At 56.7% G+C, this 20,514-nt stretch carries 17 protein-coding genes and 1 tRNA gene; 5 read left to right on the top strand and 13 right to left on the bottom strand.

The features are described from left to right. Window positions 1–3: 3 nt before the first annotated feature. Window positions 4–1,287 (bottom strand): aminopeptidase, encoded by a 1,284-nt coding sequence (locus B5D13_RS05525; RefSeq protein ID WP_078687328.1) that lies wholly within the window; start codon window positions 1,285–1,287, stop codon window positions 4–6. A gap of 234 nt (window positions 1,288–1,521) precedes the next feature. On the opposite strand from B5D13_RS05525, the gene B5D13_RS05520 reads away from it, so the two are divergent. Beyond that, window positions 1,522–1,596 (top strand) — tRNA-Gly (locus tag B5D13_RS05520). A 465-nt stretch (window positions 1,597–2,061) separates the two neighbouring features. Further along, window positions 2,062–2,307 (top strand): glutaredoxin family protein, encoded by a 246-nt coding sequence (locus tag B5D13_RS05515; protein ID WP_078687327.1) that lies wholly within the window; start codon window positions 2,062–2,064, stop codon window positions 2,305–2,307. Window positions 2,308–2,404: 97 nt separating this feature from the next. Here the strand turns inward: B5D13_RS05515 and B5D13_RS05510 are convergent, their stop codons facing one another. Continuing rightward, window positions 2,405–6,346: a M28 family peptidase gene (locus B5D13_RS05510; RefSeq protein WP_078687326.1), complete on the bottom strand. Its 3,942-nt coding sequence runs from the start codon at window positions 6,344–6,346 to the stop codon at window positions 2,405–2,407. A gap of 226 nt (window positions 6,347–6,572) precedes the next feature. Between B5D13_RS05510 and B5D13_RS05505 the strand changes: the two genes are divergently transcribed. Beyond that, entirely contained in the window at window positions 6,573–8,609 is a 2,037-nt protein-coding gene (locus B5D13_RS05505) for a helix-turn-helix transcriptional regulator (RefSeq protein ID WP_078687325.1), read from the top strand. Here B5D13_RS05505 and B5D13_RS05500 read toward each other — a convergent pair. Together B5D13_RS05500 and B5D13_RS05495 are read right to left on the bottom strand one after the other, a co-directional pair. After that, window positions 8,576–11,500 carry a helicase C-terminal domain-containing protein gene (locus tag B5D13_RS05500; protein WP_078687324.1) on the bottom strand — a complete coding sequence of 975 codons (2,925 nt, stop codon included), beginning with the start codon at window positions 11,498–11,500 and terminating at the stop codon, window positions 8,576–8,578. The genes B5D13_RS05505 and B5D13_RS05500 overlap by 34 nt on opposite strands. Window positions 11,501–11,563: 63 nt before the next feature. Then, the gene (locus B5D13_RS05495; RefSeq protein WP_078687323.1) at window positions 11,564–12,538 is read right to left on the bottom strand and encodes a D-alanine--D-alanine ligase family protein; all 975 of its coding nucleotides are present in this window, start codon (window positions 12,536–12,538) and stop codon (window positions 11,564–11,566) included. Window positions 12,539–12,649: 111 nt separating this feature from the next. Between B5D13_RS05495 and rlmN the strand changes: the two genes are divergently transcribed. Then, a complete protein-coding gene (gene rlmN, locus B5D13_RS05490) occupies window positions 12,650–13,726 on the top strand; it encodes a dual-specificity RNA methyltransferase RlmN (RefSeq protein WP_180363881.1) in 1,077 nt (358 codons plus the stop codon). A 104-nt stretch (window positions 13,727–13,830) separates the two neighbouring features. Here the strand turns inward: rlmN and B5D13_RS08635 are convergent, their stop codons facing one another. From B5D13_RS08635 to rpmH, 9 genes are all read right to left on the bottom strand, one after another. Further along, window positions 13,831–14,073, bottom strand: coding sequence for a hypothetical protein (locus B5D13_RS08635; protein WP_143327752.1), 243 nt, complete (start codon window positions 14,071–14,073; stop codon window positions 13,831–13,833). Beyond that, on the bottom strand, window positions 14,073–14,948 hold the full coding sequence (locus tag B5D13_RS05485) for a ParB/RepB/Spo0J family partition protein (RefSeq protein WP_078687322.1): 876 nt from the start codon (window positions 14,946–14,948) through the stop codon (window positions 14,073–14,075). The genes B5D13_RS08635 and B5D13_RS05485 overlap by 1 nt, the downstream gene beginning before the upstream one ends. Beyond that, entirely contained in the window at window positions 14,941–15,741 is an 801-nt protein-coding gene (locus B5D13_RS05480; protein ID WP_234970719.1) for a ParA family protein, read from the bottom strand. The genes B5D13_RS05485 and B5D13_RS05480 overlap by 8 nt, the downstream gene beginning before the upstream one ends. Before the next feature lie 254 nt (window positions 15,742–15,995). Continuing rightward, entirely contained in the window at window positions 15,996–16,733 is a 738-nt protein-coding gene (gene rsmG / locus B5D13_RS05475; RefSeq protein ID WP_078687320.1) for a 16S rRNA (guanine(527)-N(7))-methyltransferase RsmG, read from the bottom strand. A gap of 120 nt (window positions 16,734–16,853) precedes the next feature. Beyond that, a complete protein-coding gene (locus tag B5D13_RS05470) occupies window positions 16,854–17,432 on the bottom strand; it encodes a Jag family protein (RefSeq protein ID WP_078687319.1) in 579 nt (192 codons plus the stop codon). A gap of 65 nt (window positions 17,433–17,497) precedes the next feature. After that, window positions 17,498–18,259: a YidC/Oxa1 family membrane protein insertase gene (locus B5D13_RS05465; RefSeq protein WP_078687318.1), complete on the bottom strand. Its 762-nt coding sequence runs from the start codon at window positions 18,257–18,259 to the stop codon at window positions 17,498–17,500. A 21-nt stretch (window positions 18,260–18,280) separates the two neighbouring features. Continuing rightward, window positions 18,281–18,490 (bottom strand): membrane protein insertion efficiency factor YidD, encoded by a 210-nt coding sequence (gene yidD, locus B5D13_RS05460; protein WP_078687317.1) that lies wholly within the window; start codon window positions 18,488–18,490, stop codon window positions 18,281–18,283. A gap of 22 nt (window positions 18,491–18,512) precedes the next feature. Continuing rightward, window positions 18,513–18,833 (bottom strand): ribonuclease P protein component, encoded by a 321-nt coding sequence (gene rnpA / locus B5D13_RS05455; RefSeq protein ID WP_078687316.1) that lies wholly within the window; start codon window positions 18,831–18,833, stop codon window positions 18,513–18,515. 7 nt (window positions 18,834–18,840) lie between these two features. Beyond that, on the bottom strand, window positions 18,841–18,975 hold the full coding sequence (gene rpmH, locus B5D13_RS05450) for a 50S ribosomal protein L34 (protein ID WP_078687315.1): 135 nt from the start codon (window positions 18,973–18,975) through the stop codon (window positions 18,841–18,843). A 411-nt stretch (window positions 18,976–19,386) separates the two neighbouring features. On the opposite strand from rpmH, the gene B5D13_RS05445 reads away from it, so the two are divergent. Next, window positions 19,387–20,448 (top strand): ATP-binding protein, encoded by a 1,062-nt coding sequence (locus tag B5D13_RS05445; protein ID WP_078687314.1) that lies wholly within the window; start codon window positions 19,387–19,389, stop codon window positions 20,446–20,448. Window positions 20,449–20,514: the final 66 nt, after the last annotated feature.

Here is a 20,514-nt window from a genome sequence, read left to right as displayed (position 1 = left end):
AGATTACTGGTTCTCCCAGGCCCACTGCCCCTCGACGAAGACGGGAACCTGGTCGCCGTCCTGCGTAATGCCCCAGATGTTGATGTCATCCGAGCCAATCATGAAGTCCACGTGGACGGCAGACTGGTTGACCCCGTGGGCGATGAGCTCCTCCTTGTTCATCTCAAGGCCGCCGGCGAGGCACTCGGGGAAGCCCATGCCCAGTGCAAGGTGACAAGAGGCGTTCTCGTCGTAGAGCGTGTCATAGAACAGAATCTCGCTCTGCCGGATAGGGGTGTTCTTGGAGATAAGTGCGCACTCCCCCAGTCGACAGGAGTTCTCGTCCGTCTCGATGATGTGGCGCAGGACCTCCTTGCCGCGCTTGGCGCCAAAGTCAATCACACGGCCGCCCTCAAACCTGAGCCAGAACCCATCGATGATCTGACCCGCATGGACAAGCGGCATGGCGGAGTACACGATGCCGTCGGCACGCATGCGGTCGGGCGAGGTAAACACCTCTTCGGTCGGGATGTTGGGGAAGTACGAGACTCCACCGACGGTCGTTCCGGCACCACCATCCCACAGTGAGCCCTTGTTAAGGCCGACGGTGAGGTTGGTGCCGTTCTTGGCCTCGTAGCGAAGCGCGTCGAAGGCAGCCTCATTCAGACGGCGCTTGTTCTTTTCGAACGCCGCATTGTGCGTCTCCCAGTCGCTTTGGGGATCGGCACCGTCCGCTCGGGCGGCCGAAAGGATGGCGAGCCACATCTTATAGATGGGCTCGACCCCGTCAGTCTCAGGAAAGACCTTCTTGGCCCAAGCCTCGACGGGAACGCCGGCGATGCACCAGGCGTTGCGACCGAAATCCATGCCATCACGAAAGGCCATGCACTCGGTGTTGCGCGCAAAACGTGCGGCCGCAGGCTTCTTAGGATCGATTCCGTCGAAAATGGAGGGGTCGGAACCTTCAAGGAACAGGAAGCATGCACCGTCTTCGGCGAGGCCGTTGAGCTGTTCGCGCTTCCACGCGGGCACATGCTTGAAGTAGTCGATGTCAACGTTCTGATACTCCAGACGACTCATCTGGTCGTCAGCCCAGATTACGGTAACGTGCCCGGCACCAGCCTCATATGCCTTCTTGACAACGACGCGGGCGAAGTCCGCGCGCTCGACCGGAGAGTTAACGACAACCTCCTGCCCTTTCTGAACCGCAATGCCCTTGCGGACAATCAGCTCGGCGTAGGCTTCAATCTGGGGAGCCAGCCCCTCGAGAGCGCGCCTGGCCTCTTGCTCGGTCATGGTCTCGACCATGTAGTATCCCTTCGTTCTCCCAAAAAAATGGGATGGGCCCCAAGGACCCCGATTCAATTAAAAGCGCAAGGGGGATTTTAAACCATCCATCCGCATGCAAGGTGTAGGTATCAGAAGTATCCGCATCCAACGTGTGACCCGTTCACGCACGCCCGGCCCCGGAAGCGACACGCGCCGAAATTGGCCGCTCGGATAGGCGTCGGTTGCGACAAGTGTGCTACTATTCATCCGTACGCGGGCGTCGCCAAGTGGTAAGGCAATGGCTTCCCAAGCCATCATCCGCGGGTTCGAGTCCCGTCGCCCGCTCCAGTGACTTGACAGGGACCCTTCCGTCGGAAGGGTCCCCTTTTTATGCGCCAACAACGCAATCCTCCGGGCAGAAATCGACAACAGGCAAGCCTACCGCAGCTCAAGTCCGTGGTCAGATTCGTGCTACGCCCAAGGTCTACCCTTCTCTCACAAGCCCGCAAAAGAACAATCTCGGCTCGGGAGGGTTCCACATGAAACGTCCGTCACCAGACATAAGGCCAGTCCTTTGGGAAGCAAACACGCACATTCAGCCCCTTAGCCAGGGGCCCAGCAAGAAGCGCCTGCCTCTCGCTCGCGTGCCCGTTCTGGCTACGGAGTCCCCAGCCCTCTTGACACGCAACGCCTTCGGGTACGGCCATGCCGGGGCGCGACGGCTCAACCTTTTGTAACAAGCGCAGCGAAAAAGCAGGGGTTCCAGCCGTTACGTGGGTAATATCTAATCGTCCGCAAAACGAAGGAGGTACCATGGCTGAAGAAAAGGAACTGGTTCTGTACTACAAGCCCACTTGTCCGTTCTGCGCTAAGGTGCTCGACTTTATGGAAGAGGACGGCATCGAGCTTCCGCTGCGCAACATCCTCACGGATGACGCCGCGCTCAAGACGCTTATCGAGGTCGGTGGCAAGAAGCAGGTCCCCTGCCTCTTTATCGACGGCGAGCCGTTGTACGAATCCAACGACATCATCGATTATCTGCGAGCCAACTGCTCCTAAAGCAAGGCGAGCGCTATTCTTGCCCATATCATAGCGACCGGACACACAAGGAGGCCCACCTCGTCGAGGCGGGCCTCCTGCTCTTCTTGATACGAGACTATGCGCGGCGGATGAGCTCGGCAACGAGTTCAGTGACCGTTGCGACCTGCGCTCGATCGATGTTGGGCGCAACGTCCTCAGCCGTATGCGACAGCGCCGGAACACCGGAAGGCGCCGTTCCCATGATGGTGGTCGCGCGCATGTTCGCCTTCATGGCGGGCGTAGCATCAGTCGTCGCCCAGTTGTACTTCCTGTGGCCCAGGGCAACGTGCATGTCCCTTGCGATGTTGAGGAGTAGGCGACCCATCCTCCTGTCCGCGCGACGGATCTCGGCGGAGCCCTCGTGGCTCAGGATGGTAAGGTCGCCGGCGCCGACGGAGTCCAGGTTGACGACGAAGGCGCCACGAACGTCGCGGCGATACTCCGCTAGGAAGTTCTTGATGCCAGCATGATCGAGCGAGGAAGCTCCAACGGCGACGAACCAGATGTCGTGTGCGAGAAGCTCGTCGTCGTTCATTCCCAGGATGGCCTCGCGGACGTCCTCGTCGTTCGGCTCCCCACCAGACTCAGCAAGCGGCTCGGAGTAGCCGTCATCGTAGGGCGCAGCAGCATCCTCGGGCGAATGCGTTTGCTTACCATACTCGTACTGGACTTCGCCAGCACCCTCAGGACCCGAAGAGAGCTCGTATCCCACGGCGCCCTCGGGCTCAACGTTCTGCTCGCCCTCAACGACGCGGAACCCAGAGCGGGTGGTGCCGCCACCCTTCCAGTTGCCGCGGCCCTTCTCGGACTCGTCCTTGAAGTTGTCCCAGTTACCAATCTTGCGGCCGTTCTTCTTGGCGTCATAGTCCTGCTCGACGCCAAGCCAGTCGCTCATCGATTCCGGCTCTTCTGCCTTCTTGTGTCCGAACAGTGAGAAGTGCTTCTTCTGACGCTTCTCGGCAGCCTGGACAGACTGGCGCAGGGGCGCGTCAGCACTGCTGACGAATCCGATGGCCTGGCGCTCTCCATGGCGTGTGCCCTCGTCGGTCGCTTCGGCGCGGTGCTCGGGAGCAACGGACTCAATCGGCTTGACCGGAGCGTTGTCGAGCGTGCTCGGCGTGGGCGACGTGGAGTCTGGGTCGCTCACGAACGGATCGGACGGGGTGACGGACGGGTCGGGAAGGTCGAACAGGACCGCGCGGCGGGCGATGTTGGGCTGGGGCATCGGGCGAAACGAGCTTGTCCCCCATGACGGATCCTCGATAGGTGCGGGGTTGGGCTTCTCCTCCGAGACACCCTTGATGCCCAGGCCGTCGACGGACAGGGCGTCGAGGCCGCTGACGTCCTTGGTTGCGAGCTCCTCCTCCGGAACGTCCTGCTCGGACGAGAAGGTCATTGCGCTTACGGCGATGGTCGCCTGCGGATCGATGTCCTGCTTGGGCATCGGCGCGGGCTGCATGGTCTGGATGTCCTGGCCGAGCCTTTCCGAACGAGGGGAGGGCTCGTGGGTCGTCTCAGGAAGGGGCTCGAAGCCAACCGTCTGGGTTGCCTCGGACTCGTCAGCACCGGAGGCTGCCTTCGCGGAGGGTGCTGGCTCGAATGCCGTCGTCTCGCCCGAGCCTGCCTCCTCGGCGCTCGGCTCGGCAATCGTCGGAGTCTCCACTGCGAAGTCGCCGCTCTCATCGGCGACGGCCTCGGCGGCGGTGTCGGCGACCTCGGTCACGTCAGAGTCAGCGGGCGCCGCGGCGTCAGCGGCACGCTCGACCTGCTCACGACCCTCAGCCGAAGCAGCGGGGCTCCTGAAACGCTCGACCAGTCGGCCCCAAGCCGTCTTGAGGTTGTCCAGAAGCGCAGGCGCGGCCCCGGCCGAAGCCTCGCCCCCATCGGAGACGGTCTCGAACTCCGCATCCTCGTAAAGGGGCTCGACTTGGGCAGCAACTTCCGGATGCACAACCGGTGCGGCCGCGTCATCGGCGGTGCCGACCTCTACGGGAGCACCCTCCGCCGCGTCCGCAACGGGAGCGAAAGAGGTGGTCTCCTGAGCATCAAATCCAGCCGGCGTCTCCTGCTCCGCGCCATCAGCGTCCATCAGGGGAAGTTCGGGCACGATAGGCTCATACTCAGCCGGCACCCCGGCATACAGAGGCTCGTCGGCGGCGGAATCGCCGTCCGCGCTGGCGGCAGCGCCATCGGGCTCGTCGGGCACGGCGGCTTCGTCGGAGGACTGGAACGCATTCGCGACCGCATTTAGCTCGTCGGTCTCGGGGACCTCGGGAACTATCGACGCAATGGGCTCGAAGCTCGGGACGTCCTCGAGCGAGCTCTCGTGCTCGGACTCCGTCCGGGTTCCGAGGTCCTGTGTCGAAGCAACAAAGGACTGCTCCGCATCAGGCAAGAAGGACGTGGTCTCGGAAAGCTCGGTCCTCTCGGTGACTTCGGCAAAGCCGTCCTCTTCCGTACCCTCGATGGGCTCGTCGGCAGCGGCGGCATGAGGGGTGGGCTCGCCTACCGCAGAGTGCTCCTCGAAGGCGCCCGTCGACGCAACCTGGACAGGCTCCGGCTGGACAAGCTCATAGTGGGCGAAGGGGTACTGCTCTTCGTACGTGACGTAGTGGAGAAGGCCGTCCTCGTCGTACTCCGGGTACTCGTAGTACTCGGGAATCTCATGGTCGTACTCGACGAATCCAGACGGCTGGGGTGACGCGGCATTCTGGTCGGCAAGGCCCTCGGCGGCAAGCGCCGCATCCTCCTCGGCGTAGAGGCTCGAGAAGTCCGGAATCTCGGGGATCTCGGGAAGGTCGGAAAGGTCGATCTGCGGAGCGGGCGGCTCCTTATAGATGATCTGGCAATCCTCGGGAAGGATGTTCAGGCTCTGCATGAATTCGGCGCCGCGGCGGACCCTGCCCGCAAGGAGCTCCTTGTAGCTCGGCACGCTCAGCTCGTCCGCCTCGACATCGACGGCGACGGAGTGGTCGTCGGACTCCTCCTTGGCAAGCACTTCTCCACCGAAGGCCTCTGCCTGGGGAGAAGCGATCTCCTGGTAGTCGTCAGCCGGAGCTGGCCCGAAGGTCGACGCGCCATAGACCTCGTCCTGAGGCCGTTCGACGTATGCAGGATAGTCGGCAGGCTCGGGCTCGGCGACAGGCTCGTCATCGTAGCCGCGCGGCACGTAATGATTGACGGCAACGTCGTCATCGCCAGGGTACTCGGGCTCGTCGAAGGCCCCCTCGGGCTCGGGAGCGGGAACCGCCTCGATGTGCGGGTGCAGGGCCATATAGCGCTTAGCCTCGTCGTCGGAGGGGTGCACCTTATCCATCACGCCGAGCATGGCCGCAACGGACGCCTTGTTGTCGTTCGCTCCCTCGGTGCAGGGGGCAAAGCGCCCGTAGATCGCCGCAACGCCGACCAGCAGCGAGGGCAACGAAGCCAGGATGCCCACAATCCAGAGGAGGTGTCGGAACGACTCGGGCAGGAAGCCCATGATTTGAATGAGCGCGCACACGGCAACCACGTTGGTGCAGACGAACGTCGAACGACGGATGAGCGGCTGAAAGACCGAGAACTGTTCGCGGTACAGAAGGCCCTCGTTGGGAGTGTCGTAGTGGGCGACGATCACGATGGGTCGGTTGCCCTTCACCACGAGGGGACCGGAGGCGCGATGCACGCCGATAACGTTCTGGCTGCGCGCCTTGGGCCCAAGGTTGGCCAGAACGTTCCTTCCACTGTACTCAAGAACAAGGAGCGCAAACGGAACGCCCACCAGAAGCAGGCCCACGAGCGCGACAGCCGAACCCAGGAAGCCGACGAGCAACATGCCCAGGAACATGATTACGTACATGACGTTGCGCGGCAGGTCGCCGGCGGCAGGCGTATCGAAATCCTGCATCTGAACCTCGAGCCCGTGCTCCTGCATGAGCGAGCCCAACAGTTCCGCAGCGTCAAGCTCTTCCTGGCTGTTCGCGGGAGAGATGTCTATCTTCTCGTTGAGGTAATCAAGATACGTGCGAGTTTCTGACATGCTTTATCGTCCTTTGCCGGGGCAATGAAATTCAATAGCGATATACAGCTTTCGAGTATACGTCTAATGCTCCGAGAATTCGGATGGAGCAAGCAGCAATTACGGTGACGTACACGATAAATTGCCTTGATGGGTGCCATTTGGAAACCACAGTCGCTCGCTTCAGACGGTCCTTAAGACAGAAGAACGTATAGTCTTGCTAGAGAGACGATAGGGAGAAGAACACATGACCAGTGCCCACGAAGCCCCCACGAACAAGGACGTCAGAATCTCGAAGGACGACGAGCAGGCGATGCGCCTGGTCAACCTACTCGTAGGCTTTTCCAACGCGCATCACCCCCTGACAAGCGCCGAGGTAAAGGCCAATTGGTACGCAGTGGGCGAAAAATGCAAGATATCCGACGACAGTTTCTCAAAAGCTTTCTCTCGTGACCGCAAGCAGCTGGCCCGCCTGGGCGTCATCATCGAGCAGGCAGGCTCGCGAGACAGCCTCAAGCTGTGGCAGCTCAACGGCACCGAGTCCTTCGTCGACCATAGTCAGGAGCTCTCGGAAATCGAAAGCATGCAGCTGGTTGTCGCACTCAGCCCGCTGCGTGACGACCCAGCCTTTCCGTTTCGCTCGGAGCTCAGTCGCGCCCTCAGCAAGATAAACACGTCCTTCTCCATTGCACCGCAAGGCGTGAGTGTGGGTCGAGAGGAAGCACGCAACCCCATAGAGAATCACCTGAGCGACGCGCTGCTGTCGCAGCACTTCGTCAGGGCTGACTATCAGAAGGCTGACGGCAAGCGCGCACGCTACCGCCTGGCGCTGCTCGGAACCTTTGGCAACTGGTACCACAGCTACTACGTCGCGGCGAAGGTCGACGAGAAGGGCGAGTTCGATGTGGATGCGGCGCGCGTCTTTCGGCTGGACCGCTTTGTGCGCGTCTCGGTCGAGGAGCGTTCTCACTACGAAATCCCTCTCGACTTCAACGCCGAGAGCTACCACGTTCTCCCCTTCCAGATTGGAGAGCCTACGGAGAGCTTGACGTTTTTGGTTGCGCCAACACCCAGCGACGAGGTGCAAAACGCCTGCGTACGCTCGGGGTCTGTCCAACGAGACGAGTCCGGATCCATGCGTTGGGCCGTCAGTGCGGCAGACGTTAGCCTCGCAGCGCGTTGGGCCGTCGCCGAGGGCATCACTCCCCTGTCCCCCCGGACGCTGGTCGACGCATACAACACGATTGTGAAAGAGGCGGCCGACACGCATGCCAAGGCTAACGTCGTCAGCCGACTCCAAGGCTCTGGCGGCAAGCAGAGTCAGAGCGTCACGAAGCGATCAAAGGGACGCCCTGGCGGCATCGAACGAGCCAGGGATCTCTTTGCCCTCATCGGCGCGCTGCAGAACGACGCGGACTCGCTTTCCGTCGAGGCCGTGGCGAAGCGACTCAACTGCAGCACCGATCACGCACGAAGGCTCACGGACCTGCTCATCCAATCCACCGCCGAAGGCGAGGGCACACACCTCCCCCTCACCTACGACGAGGCCACCGGCGAGGTCGGGCTCAGCTCATCCACTCCCTCGAGAGCACACGGACGACCGGTTCGACTGCTTCCCAGCGAGGCATACGCCCTGCTCAAGGGTATGGCGGCAACCGGAATCTCTTTGGGTGGCCCCCATGGCCGGAAGCTAGTTCGCACGCTTGCCGAGCGCGTTGCCGAAGGAACGCGCCTCCGGGCGTTTCCGTCCGTGTCGCCCACGCCTCGGACGGAAACGCCCGCACAGTCAAACAACGACGGAAAGAAGATCCTCACCTGCTCCCAGGCACTCAATGCGCAGAAGAACGTGCGCTTTGACTATCAGTCGGCAGGCTTCAAGTCATCCAGAACGGTGAGGCCGCTTGGCCTTGTCTACCAAGAGGGTCACAGCTACCTGAGCGCCTACGACCTTGGACGACAATCAGAGCGCCTGTTCAGGACCGACAGGATGAGCAACGTAAGCGCCACGGACTCGAGCCAGGCAAGCGATCGGCTGCCGGAGAGTTCTGAACCCAGGCCGATCGTCTTCGAGGTGCTCGACCGCAAGACCGTCATGTCCTTCAACTGGCCCAACACGCACTTCTTCACCGCAGACGGCAGAGCCATGGGACAGACCGACTACTATGGCGGAATGTGGCTCGTCCGCAGGTTCGCCGCCCTTTCGAGAGCCGTCGCACTTGGCGACGAGGGGCTCTGCCTGTCCGTAGGAGACTACGCGCGCGAGCTCCTCCACATGCCGATGTAGCGCCGGACGTTAGCGCGTTCAAGCAGAGTCGCGTCGCTCTTGGGGAGCGAAGCGATGAACTGTCGGCCGTAGCGCTTGGTGACCAGGCGCGAGTCGGCCAACACCAGCACGCCGCTGTCCGTCGCGGTCCTGATGAGGCGACCGGCAGCCTGCTTGACCTCGATGACCGCCTCGGGAAGGGAGTGGTTGAACCAGGCTCGCTCCTCGCGCAAATCGCGCTCGCGAACCAGTGGGTCACGCGGACTTGCAAACGGCAGTTTCGGAATGACCACGCAGCGCAGCGTCTCGCCCGTGGCGTCGAAGCCCTCCCAGAACGACTTGAGCGCGAGTAGCGAGGTAGTCTTGTTCTGAAGGAACTTCTGCCTGAGCGTGCGGGCGGAGGTACCACGATCCTGACTCAGCAGGTCAAGCCCAACCTGCGAGAGCCTGGGCGCAAGCCCCTCGTACACGCGCTCCATATCGCGACGATTCGTGAACAGGGTCAGAACCGAACCACCCATGGCGCTGTGAATATCAAACAGCAGGTCCTCGAGGGCATCCAGGTATTGTGGGTCGTTCGGCTGAGGCATATCCCGGGTAACGATGACCGACATGTTGTTCTCGTAGTCAAAGCTTGACGAGAGCTGCACGTCCTTGTACATGGAGCGATCGAGCAGGTCAAGTCCGACCGCATGATCGAAGTGGTCGAACTTGTCTGCAACCGTCATCGTCGCCGAGGTGTATACGACGCTCATCATCTCGGGAAGCCAGCGGCTTCCCAGGTCGGCGCCGATGTCGAGCTTTTCCGCCACCAGCTTCTCGCTGCCAATGTCCTTCTTGCGCCGAGACAGGTACGCAGAGTACACGTAGCTCTTGTCTTCGCCCTCGATAATCAGGCGCAGGTTGTCAAGAAGCTCGAACAGGAATCTGCTTGACTCACCCAAGTCACCTGCCATCTCGGGAGAGATTTGGGCCAGAACTTCCACGGTCTCCCTAGCGCTTTTGGTTGCCTCTTCCAGCCGCTCGATGGCCTGGTGTGCGCACTCCGAAAGCGCAGCCCACTCCGGCGTCGATCGAGCCTCCTCGTCAATCCAGAGGGTCAGGCTGTCGTAGCCTCCCCCGCCTCGTACGATGCGGGACAGCTCGTGAAGTCGGAAGAACATATCGCTCGTCGAGATAGACGCCCTCGACGCAGCGGCAGCCACCTTGGTAAGGAGCCTCGTCACAAGCGTTGTCTCTTCGAGATTCGAAGACTGCGTCATGAGGGCGTGGATTGCCCCGCTCTTCGTACCGCCGAGCATCTCAAATCCCTCTCGGACGGAGTCACCCGAGACTTCACGCGCCCATTGGCGGCGAGCCTCAGCCTCAAAGCCGTGCGCCTCGTCGATAACCCAGTGCCTCACGGGCGGCAGAATCTTGCCGTCCATGTCGATGTCTCGAAGCAGCAACGAATGATTGGTCACCACAACGTCGCTCGAGGCCGCTCTGCGGCGTGCACCGTGGACCAGGCACTCGTTGGGATAGTACGGGCACTTGCTTCGCAGGCACTCCGCGGGCGAGGTGGTAAGCATTTCTCGGGGAACAAAGCGCCACCTGATTCCCAGGGCATCAAGGTCTCCCTCGGGCGACTGGCATGAGAACGCATAGACGACCGCAAGCGCCGTCAGGACGTCGGCCTCGACCGAGGCGAGCGACTTTTGCCCCTTGTCCAAGAGGATTCCCGAAAAGTCGTTTATCGCGGCCTTGTCGACGCGATGCAGGCAGGGGTAGTGGTCATACCCCTTCAGGCTGGTAAAGCTCACTCCCCCTTTGATCGCCGCGTTGAGCGCGGGAAGCTCGTGGGAAACAAGCTGGTCAGTAAGGGCGTTGGTCTTGGTGGCAACACCCACTGTGACGTTGTTGAGCTTCGCAAACTCAATCTCAGGCACGAGATACGCAATCGACTTGCCAACGCCCGTGCCTGCCTCGACGGACCGATGGGTCGAGGTTGCGAGAGCGTTCCTCACCTCGACGGCCATCTGAACCTGGTCGGGACGCGACTCAAACGAGTCGTACATCTTCCCCACCAAGCCATCAGGCGAGAAGGACTCGCGCACGGTGTCGCGAGTCTCTACTTCAAACGGCGTGTCTCTTTCGGCTGCGTCGCAACGCGCGTGGTAGTTCTTCTGCGCAATCAGGTCATGGCGCACCTGCTTGAGGGAGAAGGGGGCGTCTGCGTCCCCCCACATGTCAGCAAGGTACGAGAAAATTGGCCTGAACTGCCACTCGACGTCTGGATGCAGCCGCGAGATATATCCCAACAGGCCCGTGGGCATATCGCTCAGGCCTAGCAGCAGAATGCGCCAGATGCCGGCGAGCGCGTCGACGTCGTCCATCGCACGGTGCGTGACGGTATCGCACCCAAAGGCGGAGGCCATGTCGGACAGCCGATGGGTCACAAGGCGCGGAAGGGCTATGCGAGAGAGCGAAAGCGTATCAATCCAGTGGTCGCTCACCTCGCGGCCGCCGGAAACCGATTCGATGAACGTGCGATCGAAGGTCGCGTTATGTGCAAGCACGGGCATGCCGCCTACGAAGTCGGCGAGGGCAGACACGGCCTCTTTTGCGGACGGCGCGTCGCTCACGTCGAGGTCGGTAATGTTGGTTAGGGCGCTGATCTCGGGGGGAATGGGACCGCTCGGGTGCACGAACGTGCGGAAGCGCTCAACCAGCTTGCCACCCGACATGCGCGCGGCGGCTATCTCGATTAGCTCGCAGTTCCTGAAGGATAGGCCCGTAGTCTCCGTATCTAAAAACACTATGTCGTCCTCGAGAACGCCAAAATCCGCCGTCTTGGCACGCTCTTCTAGGGAGGCATACGCCTCGGCCGTCTCCCTTGGGCTTCCTGGAATCAACAGCGAATCGATGGACATATACGTTCCTATCTTCTAACACCCTATAAACGCAAGAAGCCGCACGTTTGTGCGGCCCCTCAGCTACTCTGCGCTTCGCTCGGCGTACGCCTCTAGTGCCCACTCCACAAACATCTTGCAGAGCTGCGGGAACTCGATTCCGTCACGGCGTGCAGAGTCTGGCAGGAGGCTGCTCTCGGTCATACCGGGAATCGTGTTGGTCTCGAGAATGACCGGCGTGCCATCGGCCTTCACGATGAAGTCGCTTCGCGAGGCGCCGCGACAACCCAGGGCCTTGTGAGCCGCAACCGCGAGCCCCTGCGCCCTCTTGTAGGACTCCTCGGGCAGGCGGGCAGGAATGACATGATGAAGCTCAGAGGGTTCATACTTGACAGTGCTGTCGTAGAAGTCCGCACCGGTTACGACCTCGATGATGGGCAGCGCGCGCGGCGCGTCGTTGCCGATGACGGGAACCGATATCTCGGTTCCCTCGATGCAGGACTCGACTAGCACGCGATCACCCTCCGCACCAGCCTTCTTAACGGCATCGGCAATCTGATCCGCGGCGGTAACTCTCGAGACGCCGTAGCTAGAACCATTGGCGGCCGGCTTCACGAAGAGGGGAAGTCCCAGCTTCTGCACGAGCTCATTTGCCTGCTCGTCTGAAACCTCCTGGTCGCCGGGAATGTCAACGCCCTCGGGCACCGGAATGCCAGCGGAGCGATAGATCATTTTGGCGACTTCCTTCTCGGTGCCAACAGCAGAGGCGAGCACGCCCGAGAACGTATAGGGAATATGCATAATCTCAAGCAGGCCCTGAATACTTCCGTCCTCACCATAGCGGCCGTGCATCGCCACGAAACAAACGTCGTAGTCGCCGGCAACGAGCTTAGAGACAAAGTCCTTCTCGGCGACGTCAAGTATGTCAACTCGCGAGAAACCAGCCTCTTGCAGTGCTCGCGAGCACGCAGAGGCAGAGGCGAGCGAAATCTCCCGCTCGTCCGACCAGCCACCGGCCAGCACGGCTACGCTGCATTGTGTAACGTCGGTCTTCTCCATCTTTAAACTCCTAAAAACACCCCGTAGGTGCGATAGACTCTGCTCATAGCGATTACTCGGGTCATTAGGGTAACGCACGTATAAGTTCAGATACGGACGAGGATGCAAATCATGCAAGATGACAACATGGAGCGCAACGCTGCGCCCTCCCCCGTAGCCAAGCGCGACCTCCACTCGCTCACTCACGGCGAGCTTCTCGAACTGCTCGAGAAGCTCAATCAACCTAAATTTCGCGCCAAGCAGATTGAAGAGTGGGTTTGGGAGAAAAACGTTTTATCTTTTGATGAAATGACTAACCTTCCCAAAGTTCTTCGTCAAGCTCTGGCAACTAGCTGCACCCTCGGTGGCGTGCAGGTTGCGGCACGACAGGTCTCCTCGGACGGCAGCCGCAAGTATCTGCTTCGCTACGATGACGGCGTTGCCGTAGAATGCGTTGGCATGCCCAACAGGAACAAGCTTGCGGTATGTGCTTCGACCCAAGCGGGCTGCGCCATGGGCTGCGCCTTCTGCGCTACGGGCGCGGCAGGCCTCACGCGCTCTCTTACCGCCGGAGAGATTTACGAGCAGGTCATGCACGTACGCGACGACTTCAATTCCCGCGTTACCAGCGTCGTCCTCATGGGCCAAGGAGAGCCTTTCATGAACTACGACGCGGTGCTCGAGGCACTACGCCGCCTCAACTCCCCTGACGGAGCCGGCATTGGCGCGCGTCACCTGACCGTTTCCACCTGCGGGGTCATTCCGATGATCAAGCGCTTCGCCAACGAGCCAGAGCAGTTTACGCTGGCGGTTTCCCTTCACTCTGCCGTTCAGCGCACAAGGGACCTACTCATGCCCGGCGTAAAGAAGTACTCGCTCCTCCACCTCTACGACATTATGGGTGAGTACGTCGACAAGACCGGAAGACGCCCCACCTACGAATATGCCCTTATCAAGGGCGTGAACGACTCTGAAGACGAGATTGCGGCCCTGTGCGACTTCTGCCGCGATAACCTCGCTCACGTGAACCTGATCAAGCTCAACGACGTTAAGGGCTCAAAGTTCCAGCCCTCTTCCGACGCCAAGGCCCTCGAGTTTGTTAAGCGACTTGCCGCCGTTGGCGTTGAAGCAACGATTCGTAATTCCCGCGGCTCTGACATAGACGCCGCATGCGGTCAGCTTCGTCAAAACGTCGAGAAGAACTTCTAATTCGCCCTTCTCTTAGCTTACCTTCTCTTAGCTTACCAATACATTAATGGGGTCTCACGTTATGCGAGACCCCATTTTCTTATACATGTTGTTATTGGATTTCTCTAGAAGCCTATGTGCTCCCACTCTTCGTTTACCTGCTTTAACCTATCTTCTGCACCTTCGTCAACGTACTGCCCAACATCATCATTAGTTTTATCTTTTATTTTCTGAAGATTGTTCGCTACGCCAGAGGTCATATTTCTCAGAGAGACTTGAGCTTCTTTGGTTAGCAGTAGTTTATAGGCTAAATATACGCTCGCGGTTGTGAGGCAAGCCAAAACTGCCAAATTTTTGAGTCGCTTCATTATTCCCCCAGATCAACGCCCGTATCACTTAGCGCGTTGACAAGACGGAGTAATTCTTCCTCGCTCTTAAACTCAATCTCAATCTTATTCTTGTTTCTAACTGTCTTCACCTTGACGTTAGTATCCAAGGCAAGTCTTAGTTGTCGCGCTGCGCGCTTGAACGACTGTGGAGCCGGAATACGATGCGGTTTATCTGAAGCATCATTCGTGCCAGAAAATAACGGAGCAAGATTTTCTGTCTGTCTGACTGTAAGATTTTCGTCTACGACCTTCTGGGCAAGCTTCAGTCTCCCCTCCTCGCTATTCACAGCAAGGATTGCCCTAGCATGACCAGCGGTCAGCTTTCCTTCACTCATCATCTCCTGAACTTCTGTTGGAAGATCAAGGAGCCTCAACGTATTTGCGATTGCAGACCTAGACTTCGAAAGTACTTTACCAAGTTCCTCCTGAGTGAAGTCGTTGTCCTCCAGAAGTTTTTGGTATCCTCGTGCTTCCTCGATTGGACTAAGGTCAGATCGTTGAAGATTCTCAATTAGCGCTAGCTTAAACACATCCTCATCAGAGATGTCCTTTATGTTGACAGGAACCTCTTTGAGCCCGGCCATCTTAGCAGCCTGATATCTACGCTCACCAGCAACGATCTCGTAGCCGTTTCCCTTCTTTCGGACAAGGATTGGCTGTAATATGCCGTTTTGTGAAATAGAGTCTGCAAGCTCAGCCAACAGATCAGGATCAAAGCTCTTTCTTGGTTGAGATTTGTTAACCTTAATTTTTGAGAGCGGGACAGTTGATTCGGGAACAATTGCGCTAATTTCCGCATCAGCGCCCCCTATTAGTGATTCCAAACCCTTCCCAAGCCCCGATTTTTTAGCCACGACGCACCACTTCCTTTGCAAGCTTCATATATGCAAGAGACCCCTTGCTCACGCGTGCGTACATAGTAATAGGAAGACCGTGACTCGGTGCTTCAGAGAGTTTTACGCTACGAGGAATGACAGTCTTGAATACTTTATTGCCAAAATAGCTTCTAACTTCGTCTACAACTTGCTTAGAGAGCGTTGTTCTTGCGTCAAACATCGTCATAACGACGCCAAACACATCAAGTTCTGGGTTCAGCCTTCCCTTAACCATCTTCATTGATTCAAGGAGTTTTGTTACCCCCTCAAGAGCGTAGAACTCACACTGAATAGGAATCAACAATGAGTTTGCTGCTACAAGTGCATTAATTGTCAGAAGGCCAAGCGATGGTGGGCAATCGATAAAGACATAGTCGAATTCATCTTTGACTTTAGAAAGAATAGCTTTCAGAATGCTCTCTCGCGCCATTGCGGAAACAAGTTCGATTTCGGCTCCAGCAAGCTGAATAGTTGCAGGAACGACGAATACGTTCTGCTCAATTGTCGGACAAATTATGTCCTCTATTGGAAAATTGTTCATTAGAGCATCATAAATATCATTTTCGAGCTCTTCTTTTTCAATTCCATATCCGCTAGACGTGTTTCCTTGAGGATCCAGGTCAACGATTAGTACTTTTTTCTTATTCTCACCAAGTGCTGCTGAGAGATTTACTGCAGTTGTAGACTTTCCGACGCCACCTTTTTGATTAATAATTGCGATAACCTTTGCTGGTCTACCTGGAAAAGCTCTTTTTATATCTTTAAAACCCAATGTTCCTCCTATATGCTGCATTTCTATTTCAATTCTTCTGCTTCTTGTTGGTCTATATGACTGTTTCACGTGAAACAATACACAAGCTGTAAATTGTTTCATATGAAACAGCTACATGAAGTGACACTATGTTTCACGTGAAACATAGTAATCACTAGTTAGCGACTCTGCATAACAACCTAAATCAATCATCACCTATAACAAGATAATTCATCTTCGGCTCTTAAGAATTCTTAATATCGTAGAAAATCATTCTATAACGGTCGACGCTTTGCGTCGCCTGGCTTACGTGGAAGTTTAACTGACGGATACGATGTCTTAGTAAACACCATCAACTCGCGGTGGCCAGAATGTTTGGGCAACTCAAACGTTTCACGTGAAACAAGTTCTAGACCACAAATCTTAGAAACCCTAAGTGCATCGGATACTTCTTCGTCAGATGGATTACCCTTAGAAATGACAAGAGAACCACCCATCTTAAGAAGAGGCGCAGCATACTCAATTAATACATTGGTCTCTGCAACGGCACGCGCAGTACAAACATTAAAGTTCTGAGACCGATGTTTGGCAAGGAGCTCAGCCCTTTCCATAGAGAAGTTTACGTTACTTAAGCCAAGGGTATTAATGAACTCTTGATCGGCCCTAATCTTCTTCTGAACAGAATCGAGAAGGGTAACCCGAGAAGAAAGAGTAATGGCAAGGGGAATACCTGGAAATCCAGCACCTGTACCAATATCAAGAACATCACCATCATCAGGCTTCTCAAGACAATTTCTAACAAAGGGAAGAAATAGGAGAGAGTCAACTAGATGACGAATGATGCCATCCTCAACGTTATCAATACGAGTAAGATTGAGAACCTTATTCTTCTCGATCACCAAATCAAGATGCTTTAAAAGAAGAATAGCCTGACCATCAGTTACATCTATCAGATAGTCAGAGCAATAATTCTGTAAGAGCTCAACAGACTTCGAAAAGTCTTCTGTAGTCATTAGTCCTCCTGACAAAAACTTTCGATACGTGATTTTTTGTCATAAGAAAAGGGGAGAGGCAAATGCCTCTCCCCAAACAATATCAAAATCTATTCCCCTGCAGATTATGAGCAGAAGAAATTAGCTCCTAACGTACGTAATCACAACCCTTCTGTCAGGATCTTCACCCTCAGAATGAGTGCTCACTTCAACGTCATCGACAAGCGCAAGGTGAACAAGACGACGCTCGTAGGCGTTCATCGGAGCAAGAGTAACAGTACTCTGTTGACGCTTAGCACGAGAGGCCGCGGAACGAGCAAGGCACATGATTTTCTCCTTGCGACGACTCTTATATCCCTCGATATCGACAACCATGGGGAAGCGGAACTTAAGAAGGTTGCTCATAAAAGATGAAACTATCATCTGGAGAGCGTCAAGCGTACGACCATGTCGTCCGATTAAAACTGCAAGATTGCCACCACTGATGTCAAGAATCAGCTCGCCGTCCTCGCCGTCATACTCATCAATGGTGACCTGTTCTTCTCCAAAGTAGGAAAGCAGGTTGCGAATGTAATTGATGGCAACGTCAGCAATCGCATCAATTTCGTCGTCCGTCAGGTCAACACCAGCCTCAAAGTGCTCTCGAATGATGGCAAAACGATCCTCGTGGGCAGCAGGAACCTCTTCGGTATCAACGGCCTCTGCAAGCTCTTCTTCCATTCCAACCTCCTAAAAAAATAGCGCGGCACAATCTGAGTGCCGCGCAAAAATATATCAGACCTGACTTAGCCCTTCTTGTGAGGACGAGGCTTGCGCTCCTTGCGGACAACGTCAACCTTGACCGACTGAGCGGCCTCCTTGGCAGCCACGCCAGCCTTCACCTTGTCCATAACGCGCTGGGTGACAACTTTCTGCTGGATGACCTGCCAAACTGCAGACGTGTCGTAATACAGGAGGACGGCAGCGGGAACGCCCCAGCCGAACCAGAGCATCATAACAGCCATGACGACGCCCATGATAAGCGACTGCTGACGCTGCTCCTCGCTCGTGTTGGCGAAGTTCATGACCATCGGGATAAGGGTCAGAACACCGAAGGCAACATCAAAGAGGATGTAGATCCAAGAACCTGCAATACCAAACTGACCAAAGGCAGAGGCCGCGGAGGTAGAAAGCGAGGGAATAATGTTGAGGAAGTGAGCGTCACTGGGAACGAAGTCCCTGGCTACCGTGAACAGCGCGAAGAAGACCGGCATCTGTATGAGGATGGGGAGGCAACCACCGAGCGGGTTGAACTTGTTCTCGGAGTAGAACTTGCGCATCTCCTCAGCCTGACGCTCGGGGTCATCTGCGTAGCGCTCCTGGATTTCCTTCATCTTGGGCTGCAGCGCCTGCATGCGAGCACTAGAGGCCGTAGACTTCGTCATGAGGGGCATGACGAGGAGTCGCATGATTACCGTCAGGATGATAATCGCGACGCCCCAGTCGCCAGCGAAGTTGGCGAAGTGCTGAAGAACATTGGCTAGAAAGTTAATAAACCAATCCCACATGGTTCCTCCGGGCTATCGGGTTTAGGGAACGGGGTCGTACCCACCTTTATGAAAGGGATTGCAACGAATGATGCGGCGGAAAGCAAGCCAGGAGCCTTTAAGTGCACCGTGTTTCTCGATAGCCTCCAGAGCGTATTGCGAGCATGTGGGCTCGTAAATGCACGAAGGTGGAAACAGGGGAGAGAGGTACTTCTTGTAACCCTTTATCAATAAGAGGAGAAAAGAACGCATTATGGTTCCCATCCCCTCTTACCTAGAGCCCTGCTCGGCTTTTGATCTGTTTAACTGCGTTCGTAAGGTCTTCAACGCTGGCGTCGCGTGTGTTGCGCGTCGCAAAGAGAATGACCTTCGCTCCGTCGAGCGGCAGACCATTGGCGCGTGCTGCTTCCCTCAGAACTCGTTTGCATCTGTTGCGATACACCGCGTTGCCAAGTCTCTTAGGCGCAACGAAGGCGACTTTTCCCAAGCCGCCTTCGTCATCCTTCAAAACTGTAGCGCGGACGAGCCTGTGATTAACCCGCTTTCCGCTGGAGAAGACCTCATCAAACTCCCTTTTGGATTTGATGGTCTTCATAAGTCTCCTAGACGGTAAGACGCTTGCGGCCCTTTGCGCGACGACGAGAAAGAACGGCGCGGCCAGCCTTAGTTGCCATGCGAGCACGGAAGCCGTGGGTCTTCGCGCGCTTCCTCTTGTTGGGCTGATATGTACGCTTCATGTCTAATCCTCCATGAATTTAGGTCGAACGTAATGCTTCAAGCTCCAAGATTGTAGTGGTGTTCTGCAAGAAATGTCAATTAATCCAAAGCTAGAAAGCTCAATTCACTGTTTGTCCGCTTTTCTCCACATGCCGTTCCTTTTTCACCACCCATCCCACCATTAGAATGACTCATGAATGGATTTGAGAATACTTCCGTCTCAACTGCGGGTTTACAGCGTTTCGATGATAATATCTTTCATCTATTAGAGAAATTTATTGGCAGGTTATCAACAATGTTTGTTCATGTGTTGAAAACTTTTATTCGGCATTCATTCGGTCTGAATAGTTTTCGACAGCAGATGAACAAATGTTGAAAAGGCATAATAAAATAGAGTCGAAGGTACTGAGGAAGACGGGGAGGGGGTCAGAATGGCCCACGCGTTTTACCCATTTGTAGAGAACGAGGGCCAGAATTCCTCCATGGAAAGAAACGTTGAAAAGGCCGAGGTGAAACTGGAAGCCAAATATCCAGCACGCATCGCCGTCTATGACGACGCTGCCGCCGCACCGCGCGTGGTGGTAGTTGAGCCGAAAGACGTCCGCGACTACCTGGAAGAAATCACCAATACCGTCGTCAGGCTCGAGAAGGAGCAGGGTGGGTCTATCCCCTTCATGGTCATCAGGGAAGTCGTGGAGAACTTCATCCACGCCTACTTTATCGAGCCTACGATCAGCATTCTCGACGGGGGAGAGACCATTCGCTTCTCGGACCAGGGTCCGGGCATCAAGGAGAAGGACCGCGCACTGGAGTACGGGACCTCCTCCGCAACCGAGCCCATGAAACAGTTCATACGCGGCGTTGGGTCGGGACTTCCTTACGCACAACAATATATGGAGGACCGAGGCGGCACCCTTACCATCGCAGACAACATCTCGGGTGGAACCGTCGTTACCCTTTCGACGCTGGGTGATGAGGAAGACCTCGTAGATGAGCCAGCATATCCGGGTTCGCCGATACAGGGGCAGCCGAAAGGCTACATACCACGGCAGGGATATCCCCAGGGATACCCGCAGGCCTACCCGCAGCAGACCTATGTGCAAGGGACCTATGGCTATCCACAGTACGGCCAGCAACTGGGAGCCTATCAACCTGCCTACCAGCAGATTCAGCAGGGGTATCCCATGGCGCCCGCGGGAGCGATGCCTCAGGGCACACCCTATAGCATGGGAGGCGCGCAACTGCCTATGCAGGCAACGCCCATGCAGGTTAGTGTCACCAACAGGGGAATGCAGATCCTCTCGTACCTGACCCATCACGAGTCAGTAGGCCCCACCGAGCTCTCAAAGAACTTCGAGGGATCCCAGCCGACCTGGTCGAGGGAGCTGCGTGCTCTTGAGCAGGCGGGTCTCATCCACAAGAGCAACGGCAGCCAGAAACGCGGGCTAACGCCGGCAGGCAAGGCCTTTATCTCCCAATTTCCACAGATGTAGTGCCCTGTAGAAAAGTTTTCATCATATAATGGGTCCACTTTTCAACAATTCTAAGATATACGGGGA

This window comes from Olsenella sp. KH1P3, assembly GCF_900167315.1.
Classification (GTDB): domain Bacteria; phylum Actinomycetota; class Coriobacteriia; order Coriobacteriales; family Atopobiaceae; genus Olsenella_J; species Olsenella_J umbonata_A.
Note: the sequence above shows the minus strand (reverse complement) of the source record. Positions and strands in the feature narration are given on the sequence as shown.

Bases quoted from the DNA above. Each gene is read 5' to 3' on its own strand.
- B5D13_RS05525 (WP_078687328.1), bottom strand. From the start codon at position 1,287: ATGGTCGAGACCATGACCGAGCAAGAGGCCAGGCGCGCTCTCGAGGGG.
- B5D13_RS05515 (WP_078687327.1), top strand. From the start codon at position 2,062: ATGGCTGAAGAAAAGGAACTGGTTCTGTACTACAAGCCCACTTGTCCG.
- B5D13_RS05510 (WP_078687326.1), bottom strand. From the start codon at position 6,346: ATGTCAGAAACTCGCACGTATCTTGATTACCTCAACGAGAAGATAGAC.
- B5D13_RS05505 (WP_078687325.1), top strand. From the start codon at position 6,573: ATGACCAGTGCCCACGAAGCCCCCACGAACAAGGACGTCAGAATCTCG.
- B5D13_RS05500 (WP_078687324.1), bottom strand. From the start codon at position 11,500: ATGTCCATCGATTCGCTGTTGATTCCAGGAAGCCCAAGGGAGACGGCC.
- B5D13_RS05495 (WP_078687323.1), bottom strand. From the start codon at position 12,538: ATGGAGAAGACCGACGTTACACAATGCAGCGTAGCCGTGCTGGCCGGT.
- rlmN (WP_180363881.1), top strand. From the start codon at position 12,650: ATGCAAGATGACAACATGGAGCGCAACGCTGCGCCCTCCCCCGTAGCC.
- B5D13_RS08635 (WP_143327752.1), bottom strand. From the start codon at position 14,073: ATGAAGCGACTCAAAAATTTGGCAGTTTTGGCTTGCCTCACAACCGCG.
- rsmG (WP_078687320.1), bottom strand. From the start codon at position 16,733: ATGACTACAGAAGACTTTTCGAAGTCTGTTGAGCTCTTACAGAATTAT.
- B5D13_RS05470 (WP_078687319.1), bottom strand. From the start codon at position 17,432: ATGGAAGAAGAGCTTGCAGAGGCCGTTGATACCGAAGAGGTTCCTGCT.
- B5D13_RS05465 (WP_078687318.1), bottom strand. From the start codon at position 18,259: ATGTGGGATTGGTTTATTAACTTTCTAGCCAATGTTCTTCAGCACTTC.
- yidD (WP_078687317.1), bottom strand. From the start codon at position 18,490: ATGCGTTCTTTTCTCCTCTTATTGATAAAGGGTTACAAGAAGTACCTC.
- rnpA (WP_078687316.1), bottom strand. From the start codon at position 18,833: ATGAAGACCATCAAATCCAAAAGGGAGTTTGATGAGGTCTTCTCCAGC.
- rpmH (WP_078687315.1), bottom strand. From the start codon at position 18,975: ATGAAGCGTACATATCAGCCCAACAAGAGGAAGCGCGCGAAGACCCAC.
- B5D13_RS05445 (WP_078687314.1), top strand. From the start codon at position 19,387: ATGGCCCACGCGTTTTACCCATTTGTAGAGAACGAGGGCCAGAATTCC.